Consider the following 25,571-nt stretch of genomic DNA (forward strand, 5'->3'; position numbering starts at 1 on the left):
CCGGCTGTGCCGGTGCGTCGACTGACGCAGGTCCGGTGCTGGACTACCGGGTAGCCCAGGTGGTGAACGCGGTCAGGTGGCGCTGCGAGGCGGCCAACAGGTGCTGGTACACCCGGTCCACGTCACCCGCGCTCAGCCCGGTGAGGGCCTGCTGCAGGCTGTCGATGTCGGCCTGCTCGACCTGCTGCCCGACGCCGAACGCAGCGCTCTGGCTGGTCAGACCTTCGGCCAGCAGCCGGTCGTAGGTCGCCTGCACGGCCGGGTCGGAGAACTGACCGGCCGGCTGGTCCGCGGTCGGGTCGTCGAGCCCGTACCGGTCCAGCAGGGTACGCACCGCCGCCAGGTGCTGGTCCTCGGCGGCGGCGATCCGGTCGAAGACCACCGCCGGGTACTCGTCGGCGAACGCCCGGTACAGATCCCCGGCAAGCTTCTCCTCCTGCGCCATGCTGGCCAGGGTGGCCTTCTGCTGCTCAGTCAACGTGCCGGACGGCACGTCCGCCGACGGGTACAGGCAGCTACCGTCACGGGAAGCCGCCCCCATGCCGTTGCCGGCCCTTCCCATGCCGTTGCCAGCGGTTCCCGGGCCCATGTGAGACATCGGGCCGGACCACGAGGCGCTCACCGACGGGTTGCCGAACGGCCCCGCCCCGGCGATCGCCGGGGCCGTCACCGCCACCGCTGCGGCGGTGAGCACACCACCGGCCACCAGCGCCGTCGCCAGCCGAGTCTTCCTGTTCATGACCCCTCCTCCGGTCGCGTCGATCACTTTCACGTTCACCGTCGCTCGCAGCGGTGCACGCGCTGTGACGCCGATGTGCAGAACGTGTGGAGACCTCAGGGTCCGTGCCGCGCGGCGAGCGGCCTCAGCCGCGGCGCGTCACCCCGTACACAGTGCGGCGTCGACGAGCGCGGCCCGCTCGGCGGCGACGGACTTGTCGGTCACCGACCCGGTGAGCGAGGTGACCGTGAGGGTCGCCGCGCGGCCGTCGTCGGTGGCACCGTTGGTGGTCGAGTAGCCCGGGATGTCGCCGCCGTGGCCCCAGGCCACCCCGCCGCAGCTCAACGGGGTACTGAAGAGTCCGAGCCCGTACCTCAGGTCCGACTGCGGGTGTACGGCGACGGTGGTACGCATCTCGGCCAGCTGCGCCGGTTTGAGCAGCTTGCCGTCGAGCAGCGCCCGCAGGAACGTGTTGAGGTCGGCCGGGGTGGAGATCAGTTGCCCGGCGGCCCAGCCCCAGCTCGGGTCCATCCGGGTGAAGTCGAGCAGTTCCTTGGTGGCGTCGTCGAGCTGGTAGCCCTTGGGGTGCCTGCCCCGGATGCCTTCCTCACCGACCTCGGGCGCGTACGTGTGCCGCAGGCCGAGCCGTTCGATGATCCGGGTGGTGACCAGCTCGTTGAACGGGCGGCCGGTGACCCGTTGGGCGATCAGCCCGGCCAGCAGGTAGTTGGTGTTGCTGTAGGACCAGGTGCCGGCCGGCCGGCCTTCCATGGCGTTGGCCATGTCGAGCAGGTCCCGGGGTTCGAGGTAGATGTGCTGGTACGGCGGGATGTCGATCATTTTCGGGAACATCGAGTCGGTGTAGTCGGGCAGTCCGCTGGTGTGCTGCAGCAGCTGGCGGACGGTGATCGCGTCGGGATCGACGCCAGGGCTGCGGACCAGGCCCGGCAGGTACGTCTCGACCGAGGCGTCGAGGTCCACTGTGCCTTCGTCGACGAGCTGCAGCACGACGACGGAGGCGAACATCTTGCTGGCGCTGCCGATGCGTACCTGGCCGTTTCTCGGCACCTTCGCGCCGGTGTGCAGATCGCCGACGCCGGCCGTGTAGTGGCGGGTCCGGCCGCGCTGGTCCCGCACGGCGGCCAGCGCGCCGGGGTGCCGGTCGGGGCCGACGAGGGCGTCGATGCGCTGCGAGATGGCGTCGGGGCGTTGCCCGATGGCGTCGGGGCGGGTCTCGGCCTGGGCGGCGGTGACCGGACCGGCGGCCGCGAGCCCGCCGGCGGCGATCGCGGCGGCCGTCGCGATGGTGACGATCCGGCGACGCGACCGGGTGGGCCGGTTCGGTAGGGAGACTGAGGTGGGCACGGTAGGTGGCTCCTTCACTCGGGGGATGGGGGGTGCCGCCCCGGCCGGGACGCGCCGAGCATCCCGGCCGGGGCGCGGGGTCACTTACCGGCGCACAGGGCGGCGTCGAACGCGTCCAGGACCTGGAAGACGCCGTCGGGGACCGGGCTCGACTCGGCGGTCATCACGATGGTCACGGCGCGACCGTCGGCGGTGATGGCGGTACGGCTGGAGTATCCGTCGATGTCACCGCCGTGTCCCCAGGCGCGACCGCCGCAGGTGAGGTCGTATCCGGTGGTGCCGAGGCCGTAGTGCCACACCAGGTCCGGGAAGGCCTCGCCGCCGGGCAGGAAGACCTTGCTGTCGCGCATCTCGGCCAGGGTCGCCGGCTTGATCAGCTTTCCGTTCTGCAGCGCCACCAGGAACTTGTTGAGGTCACTCGGGGTGGAGATCATCTGGCCGGCCGCCCAGGCGATGGAGGGGTCCACCTGGGTGGTGTCGACCCACTTCATCGTCTCCGGGTCCGGCAGGTAGCCCTTGGCGTGCGGCCGACGGATGGTCTTGTCACCGACGCTCGGCCAGTACGTCTCGTGCAGCCGGGCCGGCTTCAGGATCTTGTTGGTGATCACTTCGGACAGCGGGCGACCGGTGACCTTCTGCACCAGCAGGCCGGCCAGGATGTAGTTGGTGTTGCGGTACTGCACCTGCCCGCCGGGTGCCGGGGCGTGCGCCGGCTGGGAGAACGCCGAGTCGATCATGTCACGCGGCTCGTAGTACCGGTCGCCCCAGACGGAGACGTCGGGCAGTTCGTACTCCGGCAGGCCGCTGGTCATGCTCAGCAGGTGGCGGACGGTGATGGTGTGTCCGTCGAAGCCCTCGCCACGGACCAGCCCCGGCAGGTACGTCTCGATCGGCTCGTCCAGTTTGACCTTGCCCTCGTCGACGAGCTGCAGGACGGCGACGGCGGTGTACATCTTGGTGTTGCTCGCCATCCGCACGTACCCGTCGGTGGGCACCTTCGCCCGGGTACGTGGGTCGTTGACGCCGGCGGTGTAGTTGGTGACGCGGCCCCTGCTGTCCCGTACCGAGACCAGCGCCCCGGGGGCGACGCCGGCCTTGACCAGCGCGTCGATGCTGGTCTGGATGGAGTCCTTCTTCGGGCGGTGGTGGGCCTGCGCGGCGTCGGCGTACTGGATGCCGATGCCGGCGAACCCGACCAGCGCGACGAGCGCCAGTGCGGCGGCGCTGCGGCGACCGAGCCCGAACCGCTTGCGCGGGGTCGTGGTGTGTTGCGGTGACATTGGAACCTCCTGGTGGGTGTTCGGATCGGGCGCACGGTGCGCCGATCCACGGAGCCGACGACGGTTCGTCGGCACCTGCGGTGGACTGGCTGGCGGTTACTCCTTGACGCCGATGCTGTTGACCGGTGGCGTCCGCAGGAGTGCGCTGATGGGGGCGATGGTGGTGACCAGCGCGAGCAGCGTGGTACCGCCGATGATCGAGATCCAGCCGAGCGGCGGGACGTAGGGGACCAGCTGTCCGGTCATCATCCGGACCACCGAGACCAACGTGACGGCGGCGATGGCACCACCGATGAGCAGCGACGTGCCGAGCAGGCCGACCTGTTCGGCGTGCACCATCCGCTTGACCTGGCGGGTGGTGACGCCGACCAGGCGCAGCAGGGCCAGTTCACGGCTGCGGGTCAGCGCCGCCATGATCATGGTGTTGGCGGCGGCGAGGGCGGCGTAGCCGACCATGACCCCGATGACCAGCTTGTTCATCCAGGCGCTGAGCGCCAGGTCGGTGGCGAGCTGGGCACCGACCGCGCCGGTGTCGATCAGGCCGCTGCCCGGGTACCGCTCGACCAGGCCGGCGAGCCCGGCGACGGCCTCGGCGTTGCCCGGTTCGGTGCGGATCAGGACCTCGTCGTCGAGGTTGGTCGGGGTGTGGCCGTCGACCGTCTCCCGGTTGAGGGTCACGTCCCCGAAGGCCAGCCCGCGTTCGTAGATGGCGACCAGCCGCAACGTCACCGGGGTGCCGTCGCCGAGCCAGATCTCGACCTGGTCGCCGAGATCCACTCCCAGGGTGGATGCCTGCAGGTTGGACAGTGCCACGGTGTCGCCACGCAGGTCGGCGAGGCTGCCGTCGGTGACCGACAGGTCCATGGTCCGGTCGGCCCCGTCGGGGTCGATTGCCTGGGCTCCGAAGGGTTCGGCGCCCCCCATCACCGGCAGGATCACCGAGGTACGCCGGATCGGTGTGGCGGCGACGACGCCGGGCAGCTCGCGGGCGTCCGCTGCGGCGCTCACCGGCAGCCCGACCGCCGACATCAGGGTGTGCTGGGCCAACGTGCCGTCGCGGGTCTGGGCGATGGCCTGCCGGTCCAGGTTGTCCTGCAGGAACCAGATCGAGCCGCCGAAGCCGACCGACAGCACCAGCGCGGTCAGCACGGTCGCCATGCCCTGCGCGTTCGCCCGCAGGTTGGCCGCCGCCAGGTATCCGCTGTCGCCCCACACGGCGCGCAGCACCGGGCCGAGTACCTGTGCGGCGTACCGGTTGATCCACGGCGCGAGCAGTGCGGCGGCGAGCACGAAGACGAACAGCATGCCCAGCGCCGCACTGAGTCCGGCCTGGCCGCGCAGGGCGGTGGTGAACATGGTCAAGGTGACCCCGCCGCCGAGCGCGATCAGACCGGCGAACAGCCGCAGGATGCTGCTGCGGGCCGGCTCCACGGCGATCTCACCGAGCGCCTCGGTCGGCCGGATCCGCACCGTACGGCGGGCCGCGATCAGCGCCGCCGACACCGCCACCAGCACGGTCGCCACGCTGACCGCCACGGCGGTGAGCACCCCGCCGTCGAACGGGAAGCCGTGCGGGATGAAGCCACGGTCCATCAGCTGCCGGTGCACCCAGTCGGTCGCCCACAGCCCGGCGGGGATGCCGAGCACCACCGCGACGATGGCCAACTGTGCGACCTCGGCGACGACCAGCAGCCGTACCTGTCCCGGGGTCGCCGCGACGGCGCGCAACAGGGCCAGGTCGCGGCGGCGGTGGCGGACCGCCAGGCCGATCGTTCCGGCGACGACGAACATGACGAGCCCGGCGACGTAGCCACCGAGTACGGAACCGAGCTGGATCAGCATGTCGGCCGCCATGAGCGCCTCGGACTGTTCGAGTCCGGCCCGTTCGGTGCCGGTGTAGACCGTCGCGCCGGATTCGGCGGCCAGCCGGCCGACCTCGGCCGTCACGGCCGCCGGGTCCGCGCCGGCGGCCAGGACGATCCCGATCACTCCGGCCTGGTCCGGGTTGGCGCTGAGCGCGGCGGCGTGGTCGTCGGTGAAGAACAGCGCGGGCGGCTGGTCACCGGCGGCGGTACGGTCCACGATGCCGCTGATCCGGTACTGCTGCACCGAGCCGGCGGCGAGGACCGGAACCTGGTCGCCGGGGCGCAGCTGGCCGCCGGCCGCCGAGGCGAGCCGGGCGTCGATGGCGACCTCGTCGGTGGTGTCCGGCTGGTCGCCGTCGACGATCCGGTACGGGGTGAGCGCGGCGCTGCTCCAACCGTGCCCGAGCGCCCCCTGCGCGGTCTCGTCGATCGGCACCACTGCCTGGATCGACCGGTCGGTGGCGGCGACCGCCACGCCGGGCAGCTGCCCGATGCGTTCGGCCAGGGTGACGGGCACGCTTCCGCCGGTGGGCAGGTCCACGGTGACCGTGGACGTCTCGCCGAACTCGGTGGTCTCGATGGTCATGTCGCGATCCGCGACCAGGATGTCGGCGGCGCCGTACCGCTGCGGTTCGGGGGTGAACCGCATCCCGGATTCGACCATCACGCCCATCGACATGAGGATCATGACGCCGCAGGTGAGCGCGACGAGGGTGGCGACGGCGCTGCCGATGCGGTGGCGCAGCATCCGGAGGGCGAGCATCAGCATGGCTCAGCTCCCCTGGGTGACGAGCTGGCGGCGGCCGAGCCACGCCAACTGCTCGGCGATCTGCTCCGCACCCGGCTGGGGCATGTCCCGCACGATCCGACCGTCGGCCAGGACCATCACCCGGTCGGCGTACGAGGCCGCCACCGGGTCGTGGGTCACCATGATCACCGTCTGCTGCGCGTCGTCGACCACCGACCGCAGCAGGGCCAGCACGTCGGCGGCGGTCTGGGTGTCCAGCGCGCCGGTCGGCTCGTCACAGAAGATCACCTCGGGGCGCATCGCCAGGGCCCGGGCGATCGCCACCCGCTGCTGCTGCCCGCCGGACAGCTCGGCGGGGCGGTGGTGCAGCCGGTCGCCGAGCCCGACCCGGTCGACCACCTGGCGCAGCCAGGCGGCGTCCGGGCGTACCCCGGACAGCCGCAGCGGCAGGTGGATGTTCTCCTCGACGGTCAGCGCGCCGATCAGGTTGAAGGCCTGGAAGACGAAGCCGATCCGGCTGCGCCGGAGCTTGGTCAGCTTCGTCTCGGACAGCCGGGACAGCTCCTGGCCGCCGATCCACACCTGCCCGGAGCAGGGCCGGTCTAGGCCGGCCGCGGTCTGCAGCAGGGTGCTCTTGCCGGAACCGGACGGACCCATCACCGCCGTGAACGTGCCGCGGTGGAAATCCGCGTCGACGCCGGCGAGTGCGGTGACCGCCTGCGGTCCGGAACCATACGTACGGGCGAGCTGTATCACGCGGACCGCCGGGTCGGCAGTCTGTCCAACGCGGACGGTCATCTCGACCAACCTCCATGTCGTCAGAGGACGTTTACATGGAGAACGCTATGGTCAGACGGGCCTTCGGACGATCCAGCGTACTGGCCGACCGGGGTAGCGCAGGCTGTACCAACCGCGCCGCCGGGCGACGCCAGCTACGGCGCTGGGCGTCGCTAACCGCGCCGCTGGGCGTCTTCGAGGTAGCGCAGGACCGCCGTCACCCGCCGGTCGGCGCGGTCGTCCGGGGCGAGTCCGAGCTTGGCGAAGATGCTGCGGATGTGCTTGTGGACGGCCCCGTCGGTGACGAACAGCCGCTGCGCGATCGCCGTGTTGCCGAGTCCTTCGGCCATCAGGGCGAGCACGTCGCGTTCCCGGGCGCTGAGCCGGCTCAGGTCGCTGTCGGGACGGCTGCGGGCGAACAGCTGCCCGACCACCTCCGGGTCGATCGCCGTACCGCCGTCGGCGACCCGGTGCAGCGCGGCGAGGAACTCCTCGACCCGGCCGACCCGCTCCTTGAGCAGGTAGCCGAGCCGGACCGCGCCGCCGGCGAGCAGGTCGGTGGCGAACGCCTGCTCGACGTACGCGGACAGCACCAGCACCGCGAGGTCCGGTCGACGGCGCCGGGCCTCGACGGCGGCGACGATGCCTTCGTTGGTGTGCGTGGGCGGCATCCGGACGTCGACGATCGCGACGTCCGGCCGGAACTCGTCCACGGCGGCCAGGAACGTCGTCGGCGAGTCGGCGGTGGCGACCACGTCGAGCCCTTCGGCCCGCAGCAGCAGCGCCAGACCCTCCCGCAGCAGGGCGTCGTCCTCGGCGATCACGATCCGCATGGCAGCTCCACGAGTAGTGTCGTCGGCCCACCGGGTGGGCTGGTCAGGGTGAACCGGCCGTCGTGTGCTTCCACCCGCCGCCGGATGCCGCCGATCCCCGAGCCGCTGCCGTCACTGGCACCGCCCCGGCCGTCATCGACGACCGACACGTGCAGCCGGTCGCCGCTGCGGTGCACGGTGACCGCGGCCGAGGCGGCACCACTGTGCCGGGCGACGTTGGTCAGCGCCTCCGCGACCACGAAGTACGCCGTCGACTCGACCGACGCGGCGCACCGGCCCGCGACGTCGACCTGCACCGTGCACGGCACCCCGCAGCCGGCGGCCAGGCCGTCGAGCGCGGCGGCGAGCCCCCGGTCGTCGAGCACCGGCGGCAGGATCGAGCGGACCACGGTGCGCAGCTCCGCGAGGGCCAGTTCGGCCGAGTCGTGCGCGCGGTCCAGGATCTCCGCCGCCCGCGCCGGATCCCGGACCATCGCCCGCCGCGCGGCACCCAGCAGTACGGTGACCGCGACCAGCCGGTTCTGCGCCCCATCGTGCAGGGACCGCTCGATGCGACGCAGCTCGACGGCGTGCGCGTCCAGCGCGGCCGCCCGGGTGGCGGTCAGTTCGGCGATCCGCAGCGACGTGTCGACGTCGCGCGGTGGGGCCAGCAACCGTCGCCCCGGCAGCGCCTGCAGCCCGGCCATCGTCGGGCCGAGCGCCACGGTCGCGGCGAGCCAGCCGACCCCGATCAGCCCCACCAGCAGCGCGTCGGGCAACCCGTCGATCCGCCAGTCGATGAACCCCGGGCCGCCCGCCTCCGGCGGCAGCACCCAGTAGTACATCGGGAACAGCAGGTTCTGCACGGCGGAGATCGGCAGCGACAGCCCGAGCACACCCAGCCCGAACCCGACGGTGCCGTGCGCGGCCACGAACGCGGCCTCGCGCCGCACCCACGGATCGTGCAGGACGCCGCGCAGGCCGGTGGGGACCGGCGGCGGCAGGGGCAGATCGCGGTCCCATCGCGACAGTCGGGCCCGTTCCCGGTTGGCGGCCAGCCGGACCGCCTTCGCCGCCGACGGGACCATCACCAGGCCGATGCCGACCACGCAGGCGAGCGCCACCAGGACCAGCATCACGACGGCCGCCAGCGCCAGGATCGCCGTACCGAGGCCGCCGACGAGGTGTTCGATGGCGTCGACCGACATCCGTACGCCGCGACGGGCGTACCGCCGCACGGTGGACCCACGGCCGCCCGGCCCCGCCGCTGTCGCACGCCCGACGGTGTCTATGCGCGGCATCGCGTACCTCCCCGGCCCCAGACGATAGGCGACAAGCGCCGGATCCAGCGCTCTGCGGCCCAGGAAGTACAGCCTGCTGTACCAGGCGGTTCAGTTCGTCACCGTCGTCGGGGTACGGACGGCTGGCGGCGGTTCCCGCCAGTGCAGCGTCATGACCAGGTCTTCTTCAACTCTGTTGTGGTGGTGGTGTGGGTGCCGTCGGGGTGGAGGCGGACAGTGACAGGTTCGCCGGGCCGGGTGGCGGCGTGGCGGTGTAGCTGGGTGATGTGGTGGGTTGTGGTGTCGGGGAGGGAGCCGGTCGTCGCGGTGTGTTGTGGGACGGGTATCGGCGTGGTCGGGTCGGTGGGGATGGTGGCGCGCAGTGCGCCGTGCAGGTAGCGGTAGCAGAGTGCGGTGGCTTCGGGCAGAGCGGCGCTGGTGGGGACGGGGTCGACGGCCAAGGGCGTGGTGGGTTCGACGACCCGGACCGACCAGGAGTGGCCCTGGGACAGTTCGGGTCGGCCGATGGTGTCGCGGTGGTCGATGACGGTGATGTCGAGGGCGAGGCCGAGGCCGCGCACCAGGGCGGCGAGTTCGTCGAGGGTGGGGCCGGGCCAGCCGGTGGCGAGGACCATGATCCGGGCGCCGTCGTGGGTGGCGCCGACTTCACCGAGGTACGCGTCGAGCGGGTCGCCGCCGCCGTGGGGGACCTGGCTGACGCCGTTACGCAGGTGCTGGTCGATGCTGTGTTCGCCGTCGATGTCGGTCAGGTCGGTCGGCTGCACGCCGAACTGCGCGGCGAGCGAGCCGATCTGGTAGTGCTCGGGCAGTTGCCACACCGTGCTGCCGGACGGCCGGTCGGCGGGCACCGGTGTGGGTGGTGGTTGGTTGGTGTCGGCGGGTCGCCAGTTGCGGTGCACGGTCCGGCCGCGTAGGTCGGTGACGGTGAGCACCGCGCCGCGTCGGACCTGGCGGGTGCCGTAGCAGTCGAGGCAGTACGGCGGGTCGGGCCGGTCGGCGCACCGGGTGCAGGGGTGGGTGGGGATCGGCTCGCCCCAGTGTTTCGGGTGCGGTGGTTCCCAGCCGCGGACGAATCGGCCGGGGGTGTCGGCGGGTCGCAGGCTGGTGTGCCACCAGTGCCGGTTACGCCAGATCGCCTGCGCGCCGCCGTGCTGCCCGGCGTCGGCGACCATCCGGCGTTCGACCTGGTCCAGGTCGTGGCCGCCGGGGTGCCCGTCCAACCCGACCGGCACCGCACGCCCGGTGAGGGCGTCGTCGGTGAGGTAGTGGGCGGGTAGGTGCGGGTTGGCGACGGTCAGGCCGGTCACCGCCCGTTCGGCGGGGATGGTGGCGAGCGCGGTCGGCAGGTCGGCGATCCACCGGTGCTGGTAGTCGGGCACCGCACCGCCGGCGTGTTCGAACCGGACGTCCCAGCTCAGCCCACGCCCGATGGAGCTGGGCCGCACTTCGAGGACCAGGTCGACGTGCAACTGATCGGCGAGCGCGCACAACCGGCCGAGCAGCCGCCCCGGATCACCGGGTGGCGGCGGCTCGCTACTGCGGCCGATCAGCACCAGCCACGGCGTCACCAACCGTTCGGCGAGCGCCGCCGCTTCCCACCGCAGCCGGTCGGAATCCGGGATGCCGGGCTGCCACTGCCGGGGCAGCGTCAACCCCGACGACGGCAGCCGGCCCGGTTCGTCGGGGAAGTCCGGGTCACGCAGCGTCGCGGCGGCCACCCCGGCACGCTGGGCGAGGTCGGCGATGATCGGCGCGTACGGCAGCCACCACGTACCCCCCCGGAGTCGGCAGCGGCGTGAACGAGCCCGGAACCAAACTGGTGGAGGCGACCTGCCCGGTGTCGAGGTTCGCGACGGTGAACACGCGTTGCGCCCGCCGCCGGTCCGCGCCGACGCCGACGATGTGCAGCGAGCTGGCCGGCACCTTGTTGACGCCGTTCACGCCGCCACCCCCGCCCCGAACCGGTGCGACTGCTCGAACTGCTGCGACTGCCAGTCCCGCAACGCCTGCTTGAGCCGGGCGTTTTCGTCGCGGGTGGAGCCAAGTTCGGCGCGCAGCGCGGTCAACTCGTCGGCCACCAGGTGCAGAAACGCCCGCACCTCGACCGGGTCGCAGCCACGCCGCGTCCGGTCGCCGAACCGGCGCTCCCGGACCAGGCCGGGGCTGATCGACGGCCGCACCGCCCTGCCGTACAGGTGACCGGCAGCGTTCGGGGCAGGCGTCACCGACCGACGCGGCCCAGTCGCCACGTCGATCGGCCGCCGGTTGTGGCGGGCGATCTCAGCGAGCAACCGCCGGTTACGCCGACTCCCCACCGGAGCCCGCCGAAACAGGTCAAGGAATCCACGCACAGCAGGAACCACCTTTCACACAGTCCAGAAACCTTCAGAGGTACGGATAGAGGGCGCGCGGCTCAGGTAGCGCTGCCGCCGCCGGGGTCAGCGGTGGGGCCGGCGCGGGCGGGGAGCCCAGCGGAGACCGTCACGCTGGACGAAGATCTCCCGACGTTCACGGGCTTCACCGTCCGGTGCCAACACATACCCGGTGAGCCAGACCCAGCCCTGATAGGTCAGCTTCGTGTCCACTGTCGTCACCCGTAACCGGAAACCCCGCCCGGCCGCGAACTGCACACTCGCCCCGCCATCGATGATCAACTCGTCACCGGGGCGAGGATCCGCCGGTGACCGGTCGGCCGGCACGCTACCGATCAGCCGCCGGCACCGTCGTCCGACCGCAGTCGGGACACCACCGCGACTTGATCTTGAAACTGAACAACCCGACGAAGAACCCGAGCAGGATTCCGGAAACCAGGGCACCAAGCGCCACCATGATCAACCCTTCCAAATGGACTGGGCGGCCAATGGGCAGCCGCCGTGCTGAGCACCAATTCACCAGGCGCTACGCCAGATCTTCCGCGCCTTCTGGTTGACAATCAGATGTCGATAGAGCAACGATCTCACTCGATCTTGATAGGCGGCAGGTGTCACGGCGGTGACAGGTCAAAGTCCCCTGTCATATCACCCCCCGTGTGGTGGATACTCGAAGCCATGAGGGATGAGCTTGAGGAAGACTCCCGGCCGGCGTGGGCGCAGCGGCTTCGCTCGGAGCGGACTGCCCGGGGGTGGTCCCAGAGTGACGCGGTACGGGCGCTCAGGGCACACGCAGCCGAACCGCTGCCCTCCGACAACACCCTGTTGCGCAACTGGAAGCGGTGGGAAGCCGGCAGCTCCGAGCCCGATCTTTTTTACAAGACGCTGATCGCCAAGACCTACGGCACTGTCACGGCAGCGTTCTTCCCTCGCCAGGGTGGGGCACACGTCGAAGCGGACCTACTGGCGGACAGTGGCCTGGAGACCCTTGAGATCCTCTCCCGCATTCGCGCCTCGGATGTCTCCGCAGCCATGCTTGACGCACTCCATATTACGGCCGACCGGCTTTGCTGTGAGTACCCATACGCTCCCCCGTATCAGCTTTATGTTGAGGGAAAGGCGTGGCTTCGACGCCTCACGAGTCTCATGGACCGCCGTTTGACGCTCGCGCAGCACAAAGAGGTCCTGTCGCTTGCTGGTCTGGTTGCCTTGCTCGTCGGGTGTGTCGAATACGACTTGGGGCTGCGGCGAGAAGCGGAAAGCACCCGTAAGGCGGCGCTGGCCCTCGGCGAAGAGGCGGGCGATGCTGCAGTCGTCGGATGGGCGCACGAGATGCGCGCTTGGTACGCGCTGACACAAAGTGATTACCGGGGAGCCTTAGCCGCCGCTGAGATAGGGGTAGCGAAGGCCCCCGGTCAAAGTGTTGCTGTGCAGCTAGCAGCGCAGCAGGCCAAGGCATGGGCACGTATCGGAGACCGCAGACAAGTGGAGACTGCACTTGATCGGGGACGGTCGCTCCTAGAATCACTGCCCTATCCAGAGGATACCGACCACCATTTTGTTGTTGATCCGTCGAAGTTCGACTTCTACGCGATGGACTGCTACCGGCTGGCCCGAGAAGACCAGCTTGCCGAGATTTACGCCCATGAAGTCATACGGTCTTCCACGGATCCGGACGGCACCGAACGAAAGCCAATGAGGAACGCCGAGGCTCGTTTGACACTAGGTGTGGTATCGGCGCGCAGAGGGGAGATTGAGGAGGCCGTGGCCAACGGCCGACAAGCGCTGTCGGGCGACCGCAGGTCCCTACCGTCACTCCTCATGTGCTCCCGAGAGCTAGGGCAGCTGTTGCAGGAGCAGTACCCGAAGCACCCTGAGGCGCTAGCCTTCCTGGACGAGCTTCGAGTCCTCAGCACCCCAGCAGGCTTCCGGTAGCTCAGGAATCCATCCACGGGTGTTGCAGTCAGGGCAACAAATCCGGTTTCGCCCATCTCCGAACACAGCCTCACCGGATCCTGCACACAGCTGGCAGGTCGAAGCGGAGGACGGCCGGTCCGGCATGAGATGTCTCAATTCCGGGTAGCGGCGCGCTGCCTGGACGTGGGCGAACTCGTACTCGTTGGCATCGGCGGGGCGCAACCTACCGTCGTCTTCGTCGATGAACACCTCGCCCGACTCTGACATGAAGAAGGAGATTCCCAGGGTGCCGTAGACACCGAGCAGTCCGAGTTCCCGCGCCATCGCGGCAGCGGGATGGGCGGCCGAAGCCTGGTCCTCGACGAGCCTCGCAAAGTCCCCAGACACTTCCACGAGGCGAACATACTCTCAGACTCCACTCACCGGTCCCCATCGCATCCTGGCCGGTCGGCGTCCGAGGTCTCGTCAGCCTGGCCTGATCTGTTCATCGAGGACCCTGATGGAGGCGACGACCAGGGGCGGTCGCTGCAAGAACGACGCGAACGCATGGGCACGCCAGGCCGCCTGTGACTGGACGGTGTACGTCGAAGCCCGCGACATCCGCTACTCACGATGAGTAACGGTGGAGGTGACCCGGCTCCAGGATTGCGGCATGAGTGACGATGTGCGGCAAGTGGACTATTCGATCGCCGCTTTCAAGACCCAGGAGGTGGGTCGAGGACGGCCGGGGAGGTCAGTGCGCCCGGTGGACCACAGGAGCACCTGGACCGGATCGCCGGCCGGGGCGTGGGGAAAGAGCCGCGTCAGCACGGCGCTACAGAGTGATCTCGGCGGATGCCAGTGGATGCCGAGCCCTTCGGCGATGTCGTAGGTGTGCACCAGCGTCTCGTTCACGCCCAGTGCCGCGAAGCCGCTTGGGTCGGTCGGTCCCCAGTGCCAGGCCCGTACCGACGGGTCGGATGCGGCCAGCATGGTGCTCAACAATCGTCCTGCGCCGGTGACTGTTCGCAGCAGATCGCGGGGAGACCCGACTTGGCTCATTTAGTGCGTGCTAGGAAAGGCGTCGAGTGCACTTGGAGGCCGACGCGCAAAGGTCGGCGGCGGCGATGATCGGTCACCGCCGGAACACCGCTGGCCCTGCGGTCGAGACCGGCGCCGCGAGCACCACCCAGAATGGGAGACCGTCCTGTCCCGCCGACCACCAAGATCAAGTTTTACGACTGGCTGACCTCGCTGTTGCCTCCCCGTTGTACCGTCGCACAAATGCCGCGTCATACCCCGAGGCGCCTACGCGACCAGGTAGGCAAGCAGAGACAGGAAAGACAGCACACCAAAATCAACCTCTACGTGGAGCGCGGGGGTACCGCTGTCTTTGGTAACGCCTCTACGATCAGCACCGACACGATTAACTCGCCCGGCGAGCGCGCGACATTTGCCGATGACGTGATGCCGGCAACGCTGACCACACTGCCGATCCTCGTCGTCATCCTCTTGTTGGCCTTGACCGATCAGACGGTGCTGCTCCGATCCATCGTGCAAGAAGGCAACCCGCTGGGCCTGGTGGCCCTATTCATTCCACTATTCTCGCCGGTCATCGTGGCTTCTCTCGTCTATTTCGCGAAGGTTCGCGGATGGCTTCGCCTCAGCGCGGGCTGGACCAACGTGCTGGCGTTGGTGCCCGCCGGCGTCCTCGGGCTGTTCGTGCCGCTGAACTATCTCGGCCTGCAACTGGTCGTGTTCGGGGTCAGCCTTACCTGGCTGCGCGTACGGCATCGCCGGTCGCGCTGGCGGATCGTCGTCCTGGCGTTGGTGATTACCGGATCTTTGGCGGGGTTGGGCGCCGTGGCGGAGTGGAAATGGCCTTGGACCGACCACCTCCCCAGAGTGGCTGTCGGCCGCATCGTCGATGGTTTAACCAGGATGAATGTGCATGATCGGCCGCAAAGCCGATCTGTTCTCGTCATCAGCGTGAATGACGCGTACGCCCTCGTCGCGTCACAGGGCTATCCGCCGACTGTGGAGACCATTTCGCTCGAGACCCTGCAAGAGGGTCGTGTGTGTCAGCTCAAGCCTCGCTGGAACCAGGTCAGCCTCATCAGACACCTGACGGGCGGCGCCGACAAACTGGCCAATTCCGTCGAGGTCTGTATGAGCCAGTAGCCACTCGAAGTGCACTTGGTGCGGGTAGAGGACGGCAACCAACGCGCTGTCGTCGGCCAATTTGCGGGAGTCACGCGACGGTCGCCAGTATATGCAATGTGACCTACGGGGACCGCTGGCCGGTCCCGTAGGCGTCGACCCCACGTGGTCGTACAACTTTGTTAAGGACCTCTTAGTGCACGCCTCCCGACACAACACCCCAGTTCACAGCCCTACAGAGCCTCGAATCAGCCGACCGTGAGCCAAGTCGGGAGGCCCGTACCGACGGGTCGGATGCGGCCAGCATGGTGCTCAACAATCGTCCTGCGCCGGTGACTGTTCGCAGCAGATCGCGGGGAGACGCGTCGTCGCGTACCACCAGGTCGAACGGGAGGTACGCGGAGTCGGGCCGGGCGGCGAGTTGCCCGGCGAACGCGAGAAGGTCATGCGCGACATGGGCAGCTGTTTCCCAACAGCTCCAGTCGAGCGCGCCGGCCGGGCGTCCCCAGTCCGCCGACTCGTGCGGTGTCAGCGCCCGGACCATCTCGGCCACGGCTTGGTCGACATCACGGCTGTCCATCCGGCGCACAACCAGGAGCCTGCCAGATCCTGCGCCGCCCGGCCGTACCCCCAAACACCCCGCGCACCGGGGCATACGGCTCTATCGGCACCTGACTTTGGGCTGGTGACTCTGGGTGATCGGTGTGTTGATCGGCACATGCGGACGCCGAGCCGCTGCTGCCGTTGCGTCGAGTGGAGGGCTCAGGCACGTTATTCGCGCGAATAACGTGCCTGAGCCCTCCACTCGACGGCATACCGAGACTTGAGGGACAGAGCCGCACATCGGCATGAGGGGAAGCCGAGGCAACAGTTGGCTCAGCAACACCCGTCACGCAACGCCACCGACCTGCACCTCCAGCAGGTAGACGGCCAGACTCCGGACGTGGCCCGAACCCGGCAGGTGCGCTTGCCCGTACCCACCTCGGCGAACCGGTCTATCGACAACCGGCAACCTGGTCTTTGCCGGCCTCGTAGCGCGTATCGCGATCCACAGGACAGGCCAGATAGCCAGTAGGCAGATAGCGAAGTTGCGGCAAGACCAAGAGTTGAGTGACCTCATCCGGGGGGTTGCCTCCTTCGTGGCTGATACGAGGAAGCGCTACCAGGAAGGCCAGCAGTTCTCTGCCCTGGCGATGGAAGGCATGATCCGAGCCGCCCTCGGCGAGCCGGACCTGATCGACGACATCGACGCGGAGACCGCCTTCTCGATGCAGATCGCCGTGCTCGGCACACTGCTGCAAGACCGACAGTGGACTGAGGTCGAGCTGGAGGAGTTCATCCGCGAAGTCGAGCAGACCGCCGCTCAGTACATGTAGTCGCCACACTCGCCTGCTAATGATCCACAGCGGCTGTTCGACTTGACACGCTGAGGATGTGTCAGACCAAGCGCATCCGATCGCCCGGCTCGATCGTCCGGCTCAGCTGAGGCGGGCGGCGAGGGTGTCGAGGTCGTCGACGAACCAGACCTGGTTGCCCCGGTTCGACTCGACGACCAGGTCACGCAATGCCGTACTGCCGGCGGTGTGGCCGGTGATGTCGCCGACCACGACCAACCGCAGCCGGTAGTTGACGAACTTCTGCATGATGCTGCCGGCCAGCCCGCTGCGCAGCGCGAAGAAGCGTTCGTCCAGCCGCGCGACCGGGATCGCGACGATCTCGGCACCGGCGAACGTCTGGCCGATCACGTCCAGCGCGTCCTGCTCGCCAGCGATTGTCGGCCCGTCGGCGGCGCAGACCAGCACCGGTACGCCGGCCAGTTCGACGATCTCGTCAGCCATCGCCGCGTACCCCCTCTCCGTTGTCCGTCCGGAACAATCCGCTGCCCGGACGCGTCACCGCGTCGATGGTGGACAGGATCTCCGCGACCGCGTCCGGGCCACCGAAGACCACGATCTTCAGCCGGTCTCGCGCCGGGTCGTACCCGGTCTGCAGCCGCAGCGGCGGCGCGGCCGACGCTCGGCTGCCGCCCTGCGCGCCGGCGACCAGCAGGGTGCTCAACCGGTCGGCGTCGGCGGACGTCAAGCCGTCGATGTCGACCACCGCGGAGACCTCGACCACCGGGTCGGCCGGCTCGGCGGAGCCTGCGGACCCGGCCGGACGGCCGGTGAACGCGTCGAGGTCGGCCGGTGCGATCCGGTACTGCTTGCCGATCCGTACGGCCGGCAGCCGTCCGTCCCGGATGTAACTACGCACCGTACGCACATGCAGGTCAAGCTGCTCTGCGACTTCCTCCACCGAGAGCCACGACTTCGCCATTCTTCCCCATCAGCATCTATTCGATGTACGGCAGGGAAGTTTAGCGCATCGGTCGGCCACCGACCACGATCCGGGCCGGTCACCGCCCGCCACCCCGGTTTGTCGCACCGGGGCGATACAACTTCTCGGGTACGGATCACCGGTCCGCAGCCCCGCCGTCTGAGATGACGGCTGACGACGGCTGCGGTCGACACGCCTGGAGGGCAACCCAGTGGACGCGGACGACGCCGCCTGGCAGCGGCGAAGCATGGTACGGGTGGTGCCCACCGCACGACCCCGCAAGCTGGCGAAGGTCCCCTTCGTCGAGATGGCGGACGGACGCCTGCAGGGCGTCGTCTCCAGCGGCTCGGACATCGGGCGGGTGTACGTGTCGTCGGTCGCCGCCGGCAGCTACGAGGTCAGCTGCAGCACCAACAACAACCGGCCGTGCGGCGGGCTGCGCGGCGGCGACTACGCGTGCAACCACCTGACCGCGCTCGCCGACGAGGCCATCGTGCAGTACGGCGGCGACCGGGTCGCCCGCTTCCTGCGCCTGGAGACCAACGACGAGGTGACCATCGGCAACGAGATCTTCTGGGCGATCGGCCGGACCACCCTCGCCGGCACGTCGCCGGCGGCGGCCGTGTTCAGCCGGTTCCTGCACCACCTGTCCTACCTAGACCTGCCGGGCGCGGTCGAGCCGCTGCCCGAGCTGAGCTGGTTCCCGGCCGGGGCGGGGGCCCGCTGATGCGCGGGGCACAGCTCGACGACCTGCGCGACGGCGTACCGGCCGGGGTCGCCGAAGCGCTCGCCGTGATCGACCGGTTCGACCAGGCGATGACCGGCGGCTTCGGCCGGCTCGACCCGCAGGGTACGGCGGCCCTGGCCGAGCTGGCCGGCGCGGTCTCGGCCACCCCGCTCGGCGCGGCGGCGGCCGAAGCCGTCGACAAGGTGACCGCCGGCTCGGTCGGTGAGGAGCAGTTGCTGCTGCTGGCCGCCGCCCGTACGGCCGTGGTGGGCGCGGTGCACGACGCGCTGCGGGACCGGCTCGACGGCACGCTCGGCCGCGACCGGGCGCAGTGGACGGCGCCGACCACGGCCGCCGCCCCGGCCGACGGACGGCTGCTGGCGGCCCGTTCCTGGCTGGCCGAGCTGGCGCTCGCCGGCTGGCGCAACGTCGACCACGACCTGGTGTCGGCCAGCCAGCAGGCACTGACCGCGCTGCTCGCCGACCCGGTCCGACGCCGGATCGCGGTGCTGCTCGACGGGCTCGCCAACGAGCTGCGCTACACCAGCCCGGTGGCCACCATGGAGCGGATTCCGGCGCGTCGCTGGGCCGACCTGTGGACCCGCAGCATGCTGTTGACCAGCCCGCAGAGCGGGCCGGCAGCGCCGGAAACGGTCTCCGGCCGACTGCTGATCGTCGGTGCCGACGTGCAGGAGCACCCCACCGCCGTACAGCTGCAGGTGCACGCGGTGTTGGAGGCTGCCGGCGGGGGCGGCGACGCCGACCGGTCCCGGCTGGTCCGGGTCAACGTCTCCGCCGCCAAGGTCGACACGATCGTCGGCCCGGTGGTGTGGCAGCTGCTCGCCGACCATCCGGTGCTGCTCGCCGCCCTGGCCGGCCGGCTCAGCCTCGACGTCACCGACCTGCCGCTGCTGCCCGGCGGCGACCTGCTCTGGCGCGACGACCAGGCCCGCCCCGGCGAGCCGACCGACCCGTTCGCCGTCGCCCAGGTGCAGCTCGGTGAGGCGCTCGCCCCAGCCGTACCGCCGCTGGACCGGCACCCGGTCGCCATCGCCGAGCCGGTGCTGCTGGAGGGCTACACCGTGGTCACCGACGACGACGGGCTCGGCTTCGAGGTCGACGGCACCCGGGTGGCCGTCGACGTCGACCGGCTGCCCGGCTGCGGACCGATCACCGCCGAACTGCTGGCCAAGTCGTCGGCCTGCATCGGGCTGCTGCGCTGGGACGGTGACGCGGCGGCCGGCCCCGGCTGGTCGGTGCAGCCGATCGGCATGCAGGCGACGGTGAAGCGCAAGCAGCTCGACCTGCACACCGGCGACTGGGCGCAGGGGCCGACCGACCCCAAGGTCGCCAAGGCGGTGGCCCGCTCCGGCGACAGTGTCGCGATGCTCCGGGAGCGGGCGGGACGGTTGCTGCGCAAATGACCGATTCGATGATCAACTATCACGAGAACCGGCGCCAGGTGCTCTACTGGCGGCTGCTGGCCCGGCTGTTCGACGGGCAGGAGCAGGCCGCGCTGGAACGCACCAGCATGGCGGTGGTCGACGAGCTGGGGCTGCCGGCCGCGCTGCTCGACCCGGCGGTCGCCATCGACACCGTCGTGCAGCGTTTCCCGGAGCTGGCCGACGAGCTGCCCGGCCTGCTCGTGCCGCCGGCTGAGGGCGAGAGCACCGGCGAGCAGCCGGCTGTGGGCGAGAGCACCGGCGAGCAGCCGGCTGCGGGCGAGAGCACCGGCGAGTCGCCGGCTGCGGGCGAGAGCACCGGCGAGTCGCCGGCCGAGGACGGCTCGGCAGGCGACAAGGCCGCCGGGGAGTCGTCGGTGCAGGTCGGGGCCGACGAGGTACGCCGGGCGGCGCTGGCGTCGAAGCTGCTGCTCAACGTCTTCGCCACCGGCAGCGGTGACGTCTCCGCCGGTCAGCTGGCCGGCTGGCAGTCCGACGCCGGGTGGTACCAGCAGGCCTGCGGGGCCACACCGGGCCGCCGCGACGGGGTGCTCGGCGCCATCGAGGCCGACCTGGTACGCCGGATGCGGCTGCGCGAGGTGCTGGCCGATCCGGCGCTGGCCCGCCAGCTCACCCCGAGCATGTCGCTGATCGAGCAGCTGCTGCGGGACAAGTCGAACCTGTCCGGGGTGGCGCTGGCCAACGCCAAGGCGTTGATCCGCCGGTTCGTCGACGAGGTCGCCGAGGTGCTCAAGACCCAGGTGCAGCAGACCAGCGTCGGCACCATCGACCGGTCGGTCCCGCCGAAGCGGGTGTTCCGCAACCTCGACCTGAACCGCACCATCTGGAAGAACCTGCCGAACTGGAGTCCGCAGGACGAGCGGCTCTACGTCGACCGGCTGTACTACAAGCAGACCGCGAAGCGGACCACCCCGGCCCGCATGATCGTCGTCGTCGACCAGTCCGGCTCGATGGTCGACGCGATGGTCAACTGCACCATCCTGGCGTCGATCTTCGCCGGATTGCCCAAGGTGGACGTACACCTGGTCGCCTACGACACCCGGGCGCTGGACCTGACGCCGTGGGTGCACGACCCGTTTGAGGTGCTGCTGCGCACCCAGCTGGGCGGCGGCACCGACGGCATGGCCGCGTTGGAGCTGGCCCGGCCGAAGATCGCCGACCCGCGCAACACCGTGCTGGTGTGGATCTCCGACTTCTACGAGTGGAAGTCGCAGGAGGTCTTCGACGGGCTGCAGGCGGTGCACCGCAGCGGCGCCCGGCTGATCCCGGTCGGCTCGGTCTCCAGCGGCGGCCAGCAGAGCGTCAACCCGTGGTTCCGACAACGGCTCAAGGACCAGGGCACCCCGGTGCTGTCCGGGCACGTCCGCAAGCTCGTCGTCGAGCTCAAGAACTTCCTCACCTGACCTACCCCTTTCCACTCGCCGTACGAGCACCGTCGACTAGGAGAAACCGCATCATGACCGCAGAGATGCTGCGCGCCCCCGCCGAGATCAAGTACGCCGAGGAGCTCGACTGGCTCGAATCGATCGACGACAGCCCGAAGCCGTACTCGTGGCGGTTGAGCCCGAAGATGGTGCGCCTGTTCATCCTCGGGTCCGAGCGCGCCGACGGCCTCGACCGGGAGATCCCGCAGAAGTGGTTCGGTGACCGCAGCTTCGTCGAACGCAGCATCGTCACGCTCGCCTCCGACCGGGGTCTGCTGCTGATCGGCGACCCGGGCACCGGCAAGAGCTGGCTGGCCGAGCTGCTCGCGGCCGCGATCTGCCGCAACTCGACCCTGGTGGTGCAGGGCACCGCCGGCACCACCGAGGACCACATCAAGTACTCGTGGAACGTGTCGATGGTGATCGCCAAGGGCCAGTCCCGGCAGTCGATGATCCCGTCGCCGATCATGACCGCGATGGAGCAGGGCGTGATCGGCCGGTTCGAGGAGCTGACTCGCTCCACCAGCGACGTGCAGGACGCGCTGATCTCGATCCTGTCCGAGAAGTACGTCTCCATCCCTGAGCTGGACTCGGACAACATCGTCTTCGCCCAGCCCGGATTCTCGATCATCGCCACCGCGAACAGCCGCGACCGGGGCGTCAACGACCTGTCGTCGGCACTCAAGCGTCGGTTCAACTTCGTCCGGATCCCGGTGATCACCAACAAGCGCAGTGAAGCGGAGATCGTCCGGTTCCGCACCACCGAGCTGCTGCGTCGCCACCAGATCGAGCTGGAGGTGCCGCCCACCCTGCTGGACGTGCTGCTGCAGAGCTTCGCCGACCTGCGTAAGGCCGCCGCGTCGGCGACCAGCGACGACGAGAAGCTGGAGTCGGCGCTGTCCACCGCCGAGCAGATCGGTGTGCTGGAGGACGCGATCCTGCACAGCCAGTTCTTCGGCGACCGGACGCTGCGCGCCGAGACGCTGGCCAGCTCGATGGTCGGTTCGCTGGCCCGGCGCAGCCCGGAGGACCTGGCGATCCTGAACAAGTTCTGGCACGGGGTGATCGAGCCGCGCAGCAAGGCCGACGGCGGCGAGTGGCCGGCCTTCCTCGAAGGCGGCCGGCAGAGCATCGCGACCCTGTCATGAGCAAGCCCGTCATGAGCAAGCCCGTCATGAGCGAGCCCGTCACGGGTACGCCGGCCGCGGGTGCGTCATCGGACAGCCGGTTCGGGGCGTTGCGGGAGCAGTTGGCGGACGCCGCGACGGCGTTCGCCGACTCGCCTGACGCGTTGACCGGCATCCTCGCCGGCCTGGTCGACGACGTCGACCACGCGCTCGGCGAGGAGTTGGAGATCTTCCCGGTCTGCCACCACTCCCCGTCGTCGGCGTTGGCGATGGCCCGCCGGCTGCGCGACAAGCAGCCCAAGGTGATCTACCTGGAGCTGTGCGAGGACATGCAGCCGCTGCTGACCGAGCTGCGCAACTGCGAGCTGCCGGTGGCGTTGCAGGCCTTCGCCAGCGATCTGGACGGTTTCCCCGCCGGGTCCGGTCCGTTGAGCGTGATCGCGCCGATCACCGAGGCGTCCGCCGAATACCAGGCGATCGCGTACGCGCTGGAGACACCGGGCGTCGAACTGCTGCTGGTGGACCGCTCCACCGACCACGTCTTCCAGTGGCAGTCCGATGACCGGACGGAGCCGGCCGCCCCGGCGGACGGCGACGACGAGGCGGCGCGGCAGGACCAGCAGGGCCAGGCCGGCGGCGAGGACGACGAGAAGGCGCTGCACGGCGACGCCGTCGGTGTCGGCATCGGCGACCTGCGCCCCGGGTTCGCCGAGCTGGAGGCGTACCTGCTGCACCACGGCAAGGTGCGGCACTGGTCGGAATGGTGGGACCAGTACGTCGAGCAGCCACTGATCGGCGCCGACCACGACACGTACCGGCAGGTCATGGTCATGATCGGCAGCCTGTTCCGGCGGCTGCGGCCGAGCGACGCGGCGCGACTCGACCACGACGAGGACCGGGAACGCTACATGTGGACCCGAATGCGCGAACACCTCGCCGCCTCCGGTGCCGACCCGGCCGACTGCCTGTACGTCTGCGGCGCGTTCCACGCGGCCAGCCGGGTCGAGCAGTTCGGCGTACGGTCGACCGCACCGTTCGAGATCACCGCACGGACCGGCACCAAGTGGCGGTACGGGCTGATCCCGTCCAGCCACTCGGCGATCGAGGCACAGTTCGGGCTGGCCGGTGGCTCGGTGTCGATCGCCGCCAGCACCTGGCAGAAGGCGCTGACCGGCAGCAAGGTCACCCCGTACCGGCTGGCCGGGCAGCAGGGCGGCCGCAAGAGTTCGGCCCGCAAGCCGAAAGCGGCGGCCCGGCCGACAGCCGGCGGCGCTACGGCGGGAGCGGTCGTCAGCGACGACCGGCTCAGCGGCTTCCTGGCCGCCCCGAGCCGGCCCGGCGAGCTCGACGAGGCCGAGTTGCGCGGCTGGTCGGTCGACATCGTCCGGCTGGCCCGCCGCAACGGCTACCTGGCCAGCACCGCCGACGCGATCGCCATCTTCGAGACGGCGGTGCTGCTGGCCGGGATGCGCAACCGACGCCGGCCCACCCCGTACGACTTCGCCGACGCCGCGGTCACCTGCATCGAGAAGGACGTGGTGCCGGGCCGGCGCGACGTCCGCCGGCTCTGCGAGATCATGTTCGGCGGTGACCGGATCGGTCGGGTCGGCTACGACGCGCTGCCACCGCTGGCCCGCGACGTCTACGACCGGCTGGCGCCCCTCGGGCTGGACCCGAAGCGGCGTACCGTGCAGCGGGCGCTGCTGGACCTGCACGGGCAGCCGGAGCTGCGACCCTGCTCCGATCTGTTGTGGATGCTGCGGCGGCTGCTGCCACCGGAGGTGGTCCGGCCGATCATGGGTGAGCGGCGGCTCGGCGAGCAGTCGGTCCAGGAGAGCTGGGACGTCGCGATCGGTCGCCACCAGCGGTCGATCATCGAGCTCGGCTACGAGGGTGTGACCATCGAGCAGGTGCTCGAACAGCGGCTACGCCGGGCGGCCTGGGATCCGCAGGCCACGGCGGCACACGCCCTCGCGGCGGTCGAGGACTCACTGCTGTTCCTGAGCAATCGGCGGCTCACCGACGAGCTCGGTGCCCGTGCCGTGCAGCTGCTCGCCGCCGAGCGCACCGCCGACGGGGCACCGGAGGTGTTGCAGCGGATTCGGCAGTTGCTGGCGTACTACCGCACCAGCGGTGAGCCGGAGCTGCCAACCTGGTGCCAGGACTTCGTCAGCACCGGGTACGCGCACTACTGCACCCTGCTGCCGACCGCGTTCGTCGACGACGAGACCGGGCTGCGGCAGGTGGCGGCGATGCTGGGCTTCCTGATGACCATGGAGAGCGTCGCCATGGCGTTGGGCTGCGACCGGACCCAGCTGGAGCTGGCGGTACGCCAGTCGCATCCGGAGGCACCGGCGAAGATCGCGTTGCACTGGGCGGCGCAGTCCCAACTCGGTCAGCTGCCGCTGGCCGAGCTGCGCGACCGGTGCACGGATCTGCTGGCCAGCCCGCTCACCGTCGGGGCGTTCCCGCACTACCTGAGCGGGTTCGTGCAGGCGCTGGAGCCGGTGCCGACGCTGGCACCGTTCGTGGTGGAGGTGCTGTCGGCGGCGTTCGGCCAGCTGCCCGACCCGGTGCTGCTGCCCTGGCTGCCGACGCTGATCACCACGCTGCGGGAGCAGGCCGGCGAGTTGGTGCCGATCCTGGTCCGGGAGGCCGGCCGTACCTTCCCGGCGTCGCTGCCCGCGTTGGACTCCTGGACCCCGCCGTGGGCCGCGGCCGCCCCAACCGCCACGCGGACCGGCTCGGCGGGCGACGGCGCGGGACCGGCGGCGGAGGCCGCCCGGTACGCGATGTCCGGGCCGGTGCCGCAGCTGCTGGCCGAGTATCCGCTGGCCGCCGTGGCGGTGGCGGATCTGCTGGACTGCGCGGCCGACCCGGTAGGTGCCGCAGCCGCCGCGCCATCGACCACCGGGGATCCGGCGGTGGCCGACCTGCTGGAGCGGTTCCCGGCGAGCGCGGCCGGGGTCGCCGCGCACGTCGGACTGGTCCCCGCCGCCGGCTGACAGTGGCCCGGGGGGCGCCGGTGCCGGCGGTACGCCGCCGGCACCGGCGAGGCCGGGGCACTCGTACCCCTCGACATGCTAGGTTTGCCGCGTTGCAGTTGATTTCTTCATGCCGCCTGCCTGATCGCAGCCGGCAGCAGCCGGGCATTGGCAGATTCTGCCGGTCTCTCCGGACGGAGATTGATGAGTGCGGCAGCAGAGGTCCGCACGTCGCGGAC

At 70.1% G+C, this 25,571-nt stretch carries 22 protein-coding genes; 8 read left to right on the plus strand and 14 right to left on the minus strand.

Annotated elements, in window-relative coordinates; translation table 11 throughout:
• Positions 1-43 precede the first annotated feature (43 nt).
• From O7629_RS25575 to O7629_RS25625, 11 genes are all read right to left on the minus strand, one after another.
• The gene (locus O7629_RS25575) at positions 44-739 is read right to left on the minus strand and encodes a DUF2202 domain-containing protein (RefSeq protein ID WP_278172333.1); all 696 of its coding nucleotides are present in this window, start codon (positions 737-739) and stop codon (positions 44-46) included.
• Between the two features lie 138 nt (positions 740-877).
• On the minus strand, positions 878-2,083 hold the full coding sequence (locus O7629_RS25580) for a serine hydrolase domain-containing protein (RefSeq protein ID WP_278172334.1): 1,206 nt from the start codon (positions 2,081-2,083) through the stop codon (positions 878-880).
• 80 nt (positions 2,084-2,163) lie between these two features.
• On the minus strand, positions 2,164-3,363 hold the full coding sequence (locus O7629_RS25585; protein ID WP_278172335.1) for a serine hydrolase domain-containing protein: 1,200 nt from the start codon (positions 3,361-3,363) through the stop codon (positions 2,164-2,166).
• A 96-nt stretch (positions 3,364-3,459) separates the two neighbouring features.
• Positions 3,460-5,997 carry an FtsX-like permease family protein gene (locus O7629_RS25590; RefSeq protein ID WP_278172336.1) on the minus strand — a complete coding sequence of 846 codons (2,538 nt, stop codon included), beginning with the start codon at positions 5,995-5,997 and terminating at the stop codon, positions 3,460-3,462.
• A 3-nt stretch (positions 5,998-6,000) separates the two neighbouring features.
• Positions 6,001-6,774 carry an ABC transporter ATP-binding protein gene (locus O7629_RS25595; RefSeq protein ID WP_278172337.1) on the minus strand — a complete coding sequence of 258 codons (774 nt, stop codon included), beginning with the start codon at positions 6,772-6,774 and terminating at the stop codon, positions 6,001-6,003.
• Positions 6,775-6,926: 152 nt separating this feature from the next.
• Positions 6,927-7,586 carry a response regulator transcription factor gene (locus O7629_RS25600; RefSeq protein WP_278172338.1) on the minus strand — a complete coding sequence of 220 codons (660 nt, stop codon included), beginning with the start codon at positions 7,584-7,586 and terminating at the stop codon, positions 6,927-6,929.
• On the minus strand, positions 7,574-8,866 hold the full coding sequence (locus O7629_RS25605; protein WP_278172339.1) for a sensor histidine kinase: 1,293 nt from the start codon (positions 8,864-8,866) through the stop codon (positions 7,574-7,576). Before O7629_RS25605 ends, O7629_RS25600 begins: the two co-directional genes overlap by 13 nt.
• 149 nt (positions 8,867-9,015) lie before the next feature.
• On the minus strand, positions 9,016-10,584 hold the full coding sequence (locus O7629_RS25610; RefSeq protein WP_278172340.1) for a hypothetical protein: 1,569 nt from the start codon (positions 10,582-10,584) through the stop codon (positions 9,016-9,018).
• The gene (locus O7629_RS25615) at positions 10,562-10,807 is read right to left on the minus strand and encodes a hypothetical protein (RefSeq protein WP_278172341.1); all 246 of its coding nucleotides are present in this window, start codon (positions 10,805-10,807) and stop codon (positions 10,562-10,564) included. Before O7629_RS25615 ends, O7629_RS25610 begins: the two co-directional genes overlap by 23 nt.
• Positions 10,804-11,091, minus strand: a complete 288-nt coding sequence (locus O7629_RS25620; protein WP_278172343.1) for a DivIVA domain-containing protein — start codon at positions 11,089-11,091, stop codon at positions 10,804-10,806. Before O7629_RS25620 ends, O7629_RS25615 begins: the two co-directional genes overlap by 4 nt.
• A gap of 213 nt (positions 11,092-11,304) precedes the next feature.
• Positions 11,305-11,565 (minus strand): hypothetical protein, encoded by a 261-nt coding sequence (locus O7629_RS25625; protein ID WP_278172344.1) that lies wholly within the window; start codon positions 11,563-11,565, stop codon positions 11,305-11,307.
• A gap of 348 nt (positions 11,566-11,913) precedes the next feature.
• Between O7629_RS25625 and O7629_RS25630 the strand changes: the two genes are divergently transcribed.
• Positions 11,914-13,170, plus strand: coding sequence for an XRE family transcriptional regulator (locus tag O7629_RS25630; protein WP_278172346.1), 1,257 nt, complete (start codon positions 11,914-11,916; stop codon positions 13,168-13,170).
• Positions 13,171-13,830: 660 nt separating this feature from the next.
• Here O7629_RS25630 and O7629_RS25635 read toward each other — a convergent pair.
• Positions 13,831-14,133, minus strand: a complete 303-nt coding sequence (locus O7629_RS25635; protein WP_278172347.1) for a hypothetical protein — start codon at positions 14,131-14,133, stop codon at positions 13,831-13,833.
• 282 nt (positions 14,134-14,415) lie between these two features.
• Between O7629_RS25635 and O7629_RS25640 the strand changes: the two genes are divergently transcribed.
• Both O7629_RS25640 and O7629_RS25645 read left to right on the plus strand, forming a co-directional pair.
• Complete coding sequence (locus O7629_RS25640; RefSeq protein WP_278172348.1) at positions 14,416-15,312, plus strand: hypothetical protein; 897 nt, start codon at positions 14,416-14,418, stop codon at positions 15,310-15,312.
• Between the two features lie 1,118 nt (positions 15,313-16,430).
• The gene (locus O7629_RS25645) at positions 16,431-16,667 is read left to right on the plus strand and encodes a hypothetical protein (RefSeq protein WP_278172349.1); all 237 of its coding nucleotides are present in this window, start codon (positions 16,431-16,433) and stop codon (positions 16,665-16,667) included.
• A gap of 102 nt (positions 16,668-16,769) precedes the next feature.
• On the opposite strand, the gene O7629_RS25650 is transcribed toward O7629_RS25645, so the two are convergent.
• Both O7629_RS25650 and O7629_RS25655 read right to left on the minus strand, forming a co-directional pair.
• Entirely contained in the window at positions 16,770-17,129 is a 360-nt protein-coding gene (locus O7629_RS25650; protein WP_278172350.1) for a DUF4180 domain-containing protein, read from the minus strand.
• On the minus strand, positions 17,122-17,586 hold the full coding sequence (locus tag O7629_RS25655; protein WP_278172351.1) for a helix-turn-helix domain-containing protein: 465 nt from the start codon (positions 17,584-17,586) through the stop codon (positions 17,122-17,124). Before O7629_RS25655 ends, O7629_RS25650 begins: the two co-directional genes overlap by 8 nt.
• A gap of 268 nt (positions 17,587-17,854) precedes the next feature.
• Here O7629_RS25655 and O7629_RS25660 point away from each other — a divergent pair, with 268 nt between their 5' ends.
• From O7629_RS25660 to O7629_RS25680, 5 genes are read left to right on the plus strand one after another with little or no spacing between them, the layout of a single operon-like run.
• Positions 17,855-18,334 (plus strand): hypothetical protein, encoded by a 480-nt coding sequence (locus O7629_RS25660; RefSeq protein WP_278174681.1) that lies wholly within the window; start codon positions 17,855-17,857, stop codon positions 18,332-18,334.
• Entirely contained in the window at positions 18,334-19,758 is a 1,425-nt protein-coding gene (locus tag O7629_RS25665; protein ID WP_278172353.1) for a hypothetical protein, read from the plus strand. The genes O7629_RS25660 and O7629_RS25665 overlap by 1 nt, the downstream gene beginning before the upstream one ends.
• Positions 19,755-21,200 carry a VWA domain-containing protein gene (locus O7629_RS25670; RefSeq protein WP_278172354.1) on the plus strand — a complete coding sequence of 482 codons (1,446 nt, stop codon included), beginning with the start codon at positions 19,755-19,757 and terminating at the stop codon, positions 21,198-21,200. Before O7629_RS25665 ends, O7629_RS25670 begins: the two co-directional genes overlap by 4 nt.
• Before the next feature lie 53 nt (positions 21,201-21,253).
• Complete coding sequence (locus tag O7629_RS25675) at positions 21,254-22,369, plus strand: AAA family ATPase (RefSeq protein WP_123604239.1); 1,116 nt, start codon at positions 21,254-21,256, stop codon at positions 22,367-22,369.
• 26 nt (positions 22,370-22,395) lie between these two features.
• Positions 22,396-25,353 (plus strand): DUF5682 family protein, encoded by a 2,958-nt coding sequence (locus O7629_RS25680; protein WP_278172355.1) that lies wholly within the window; start codon positions 22,396-22,398, stop codon positions 25,351-25,353.
• Positions 25,354-25,571: the final 218 nt, after the last annotated feature.

Origin of the sequence: Solwaraspora sp. WMMD792 (genome assembly GCF_029626105.1) — a bacterium.
In the GTDB taxonomy this organism is placed as follows: domain Bacteria; phylum Actinomycetota; class Actinomycetes; order Mycobacteriales; family Micromonosporaceae; genus Micromonospora_E.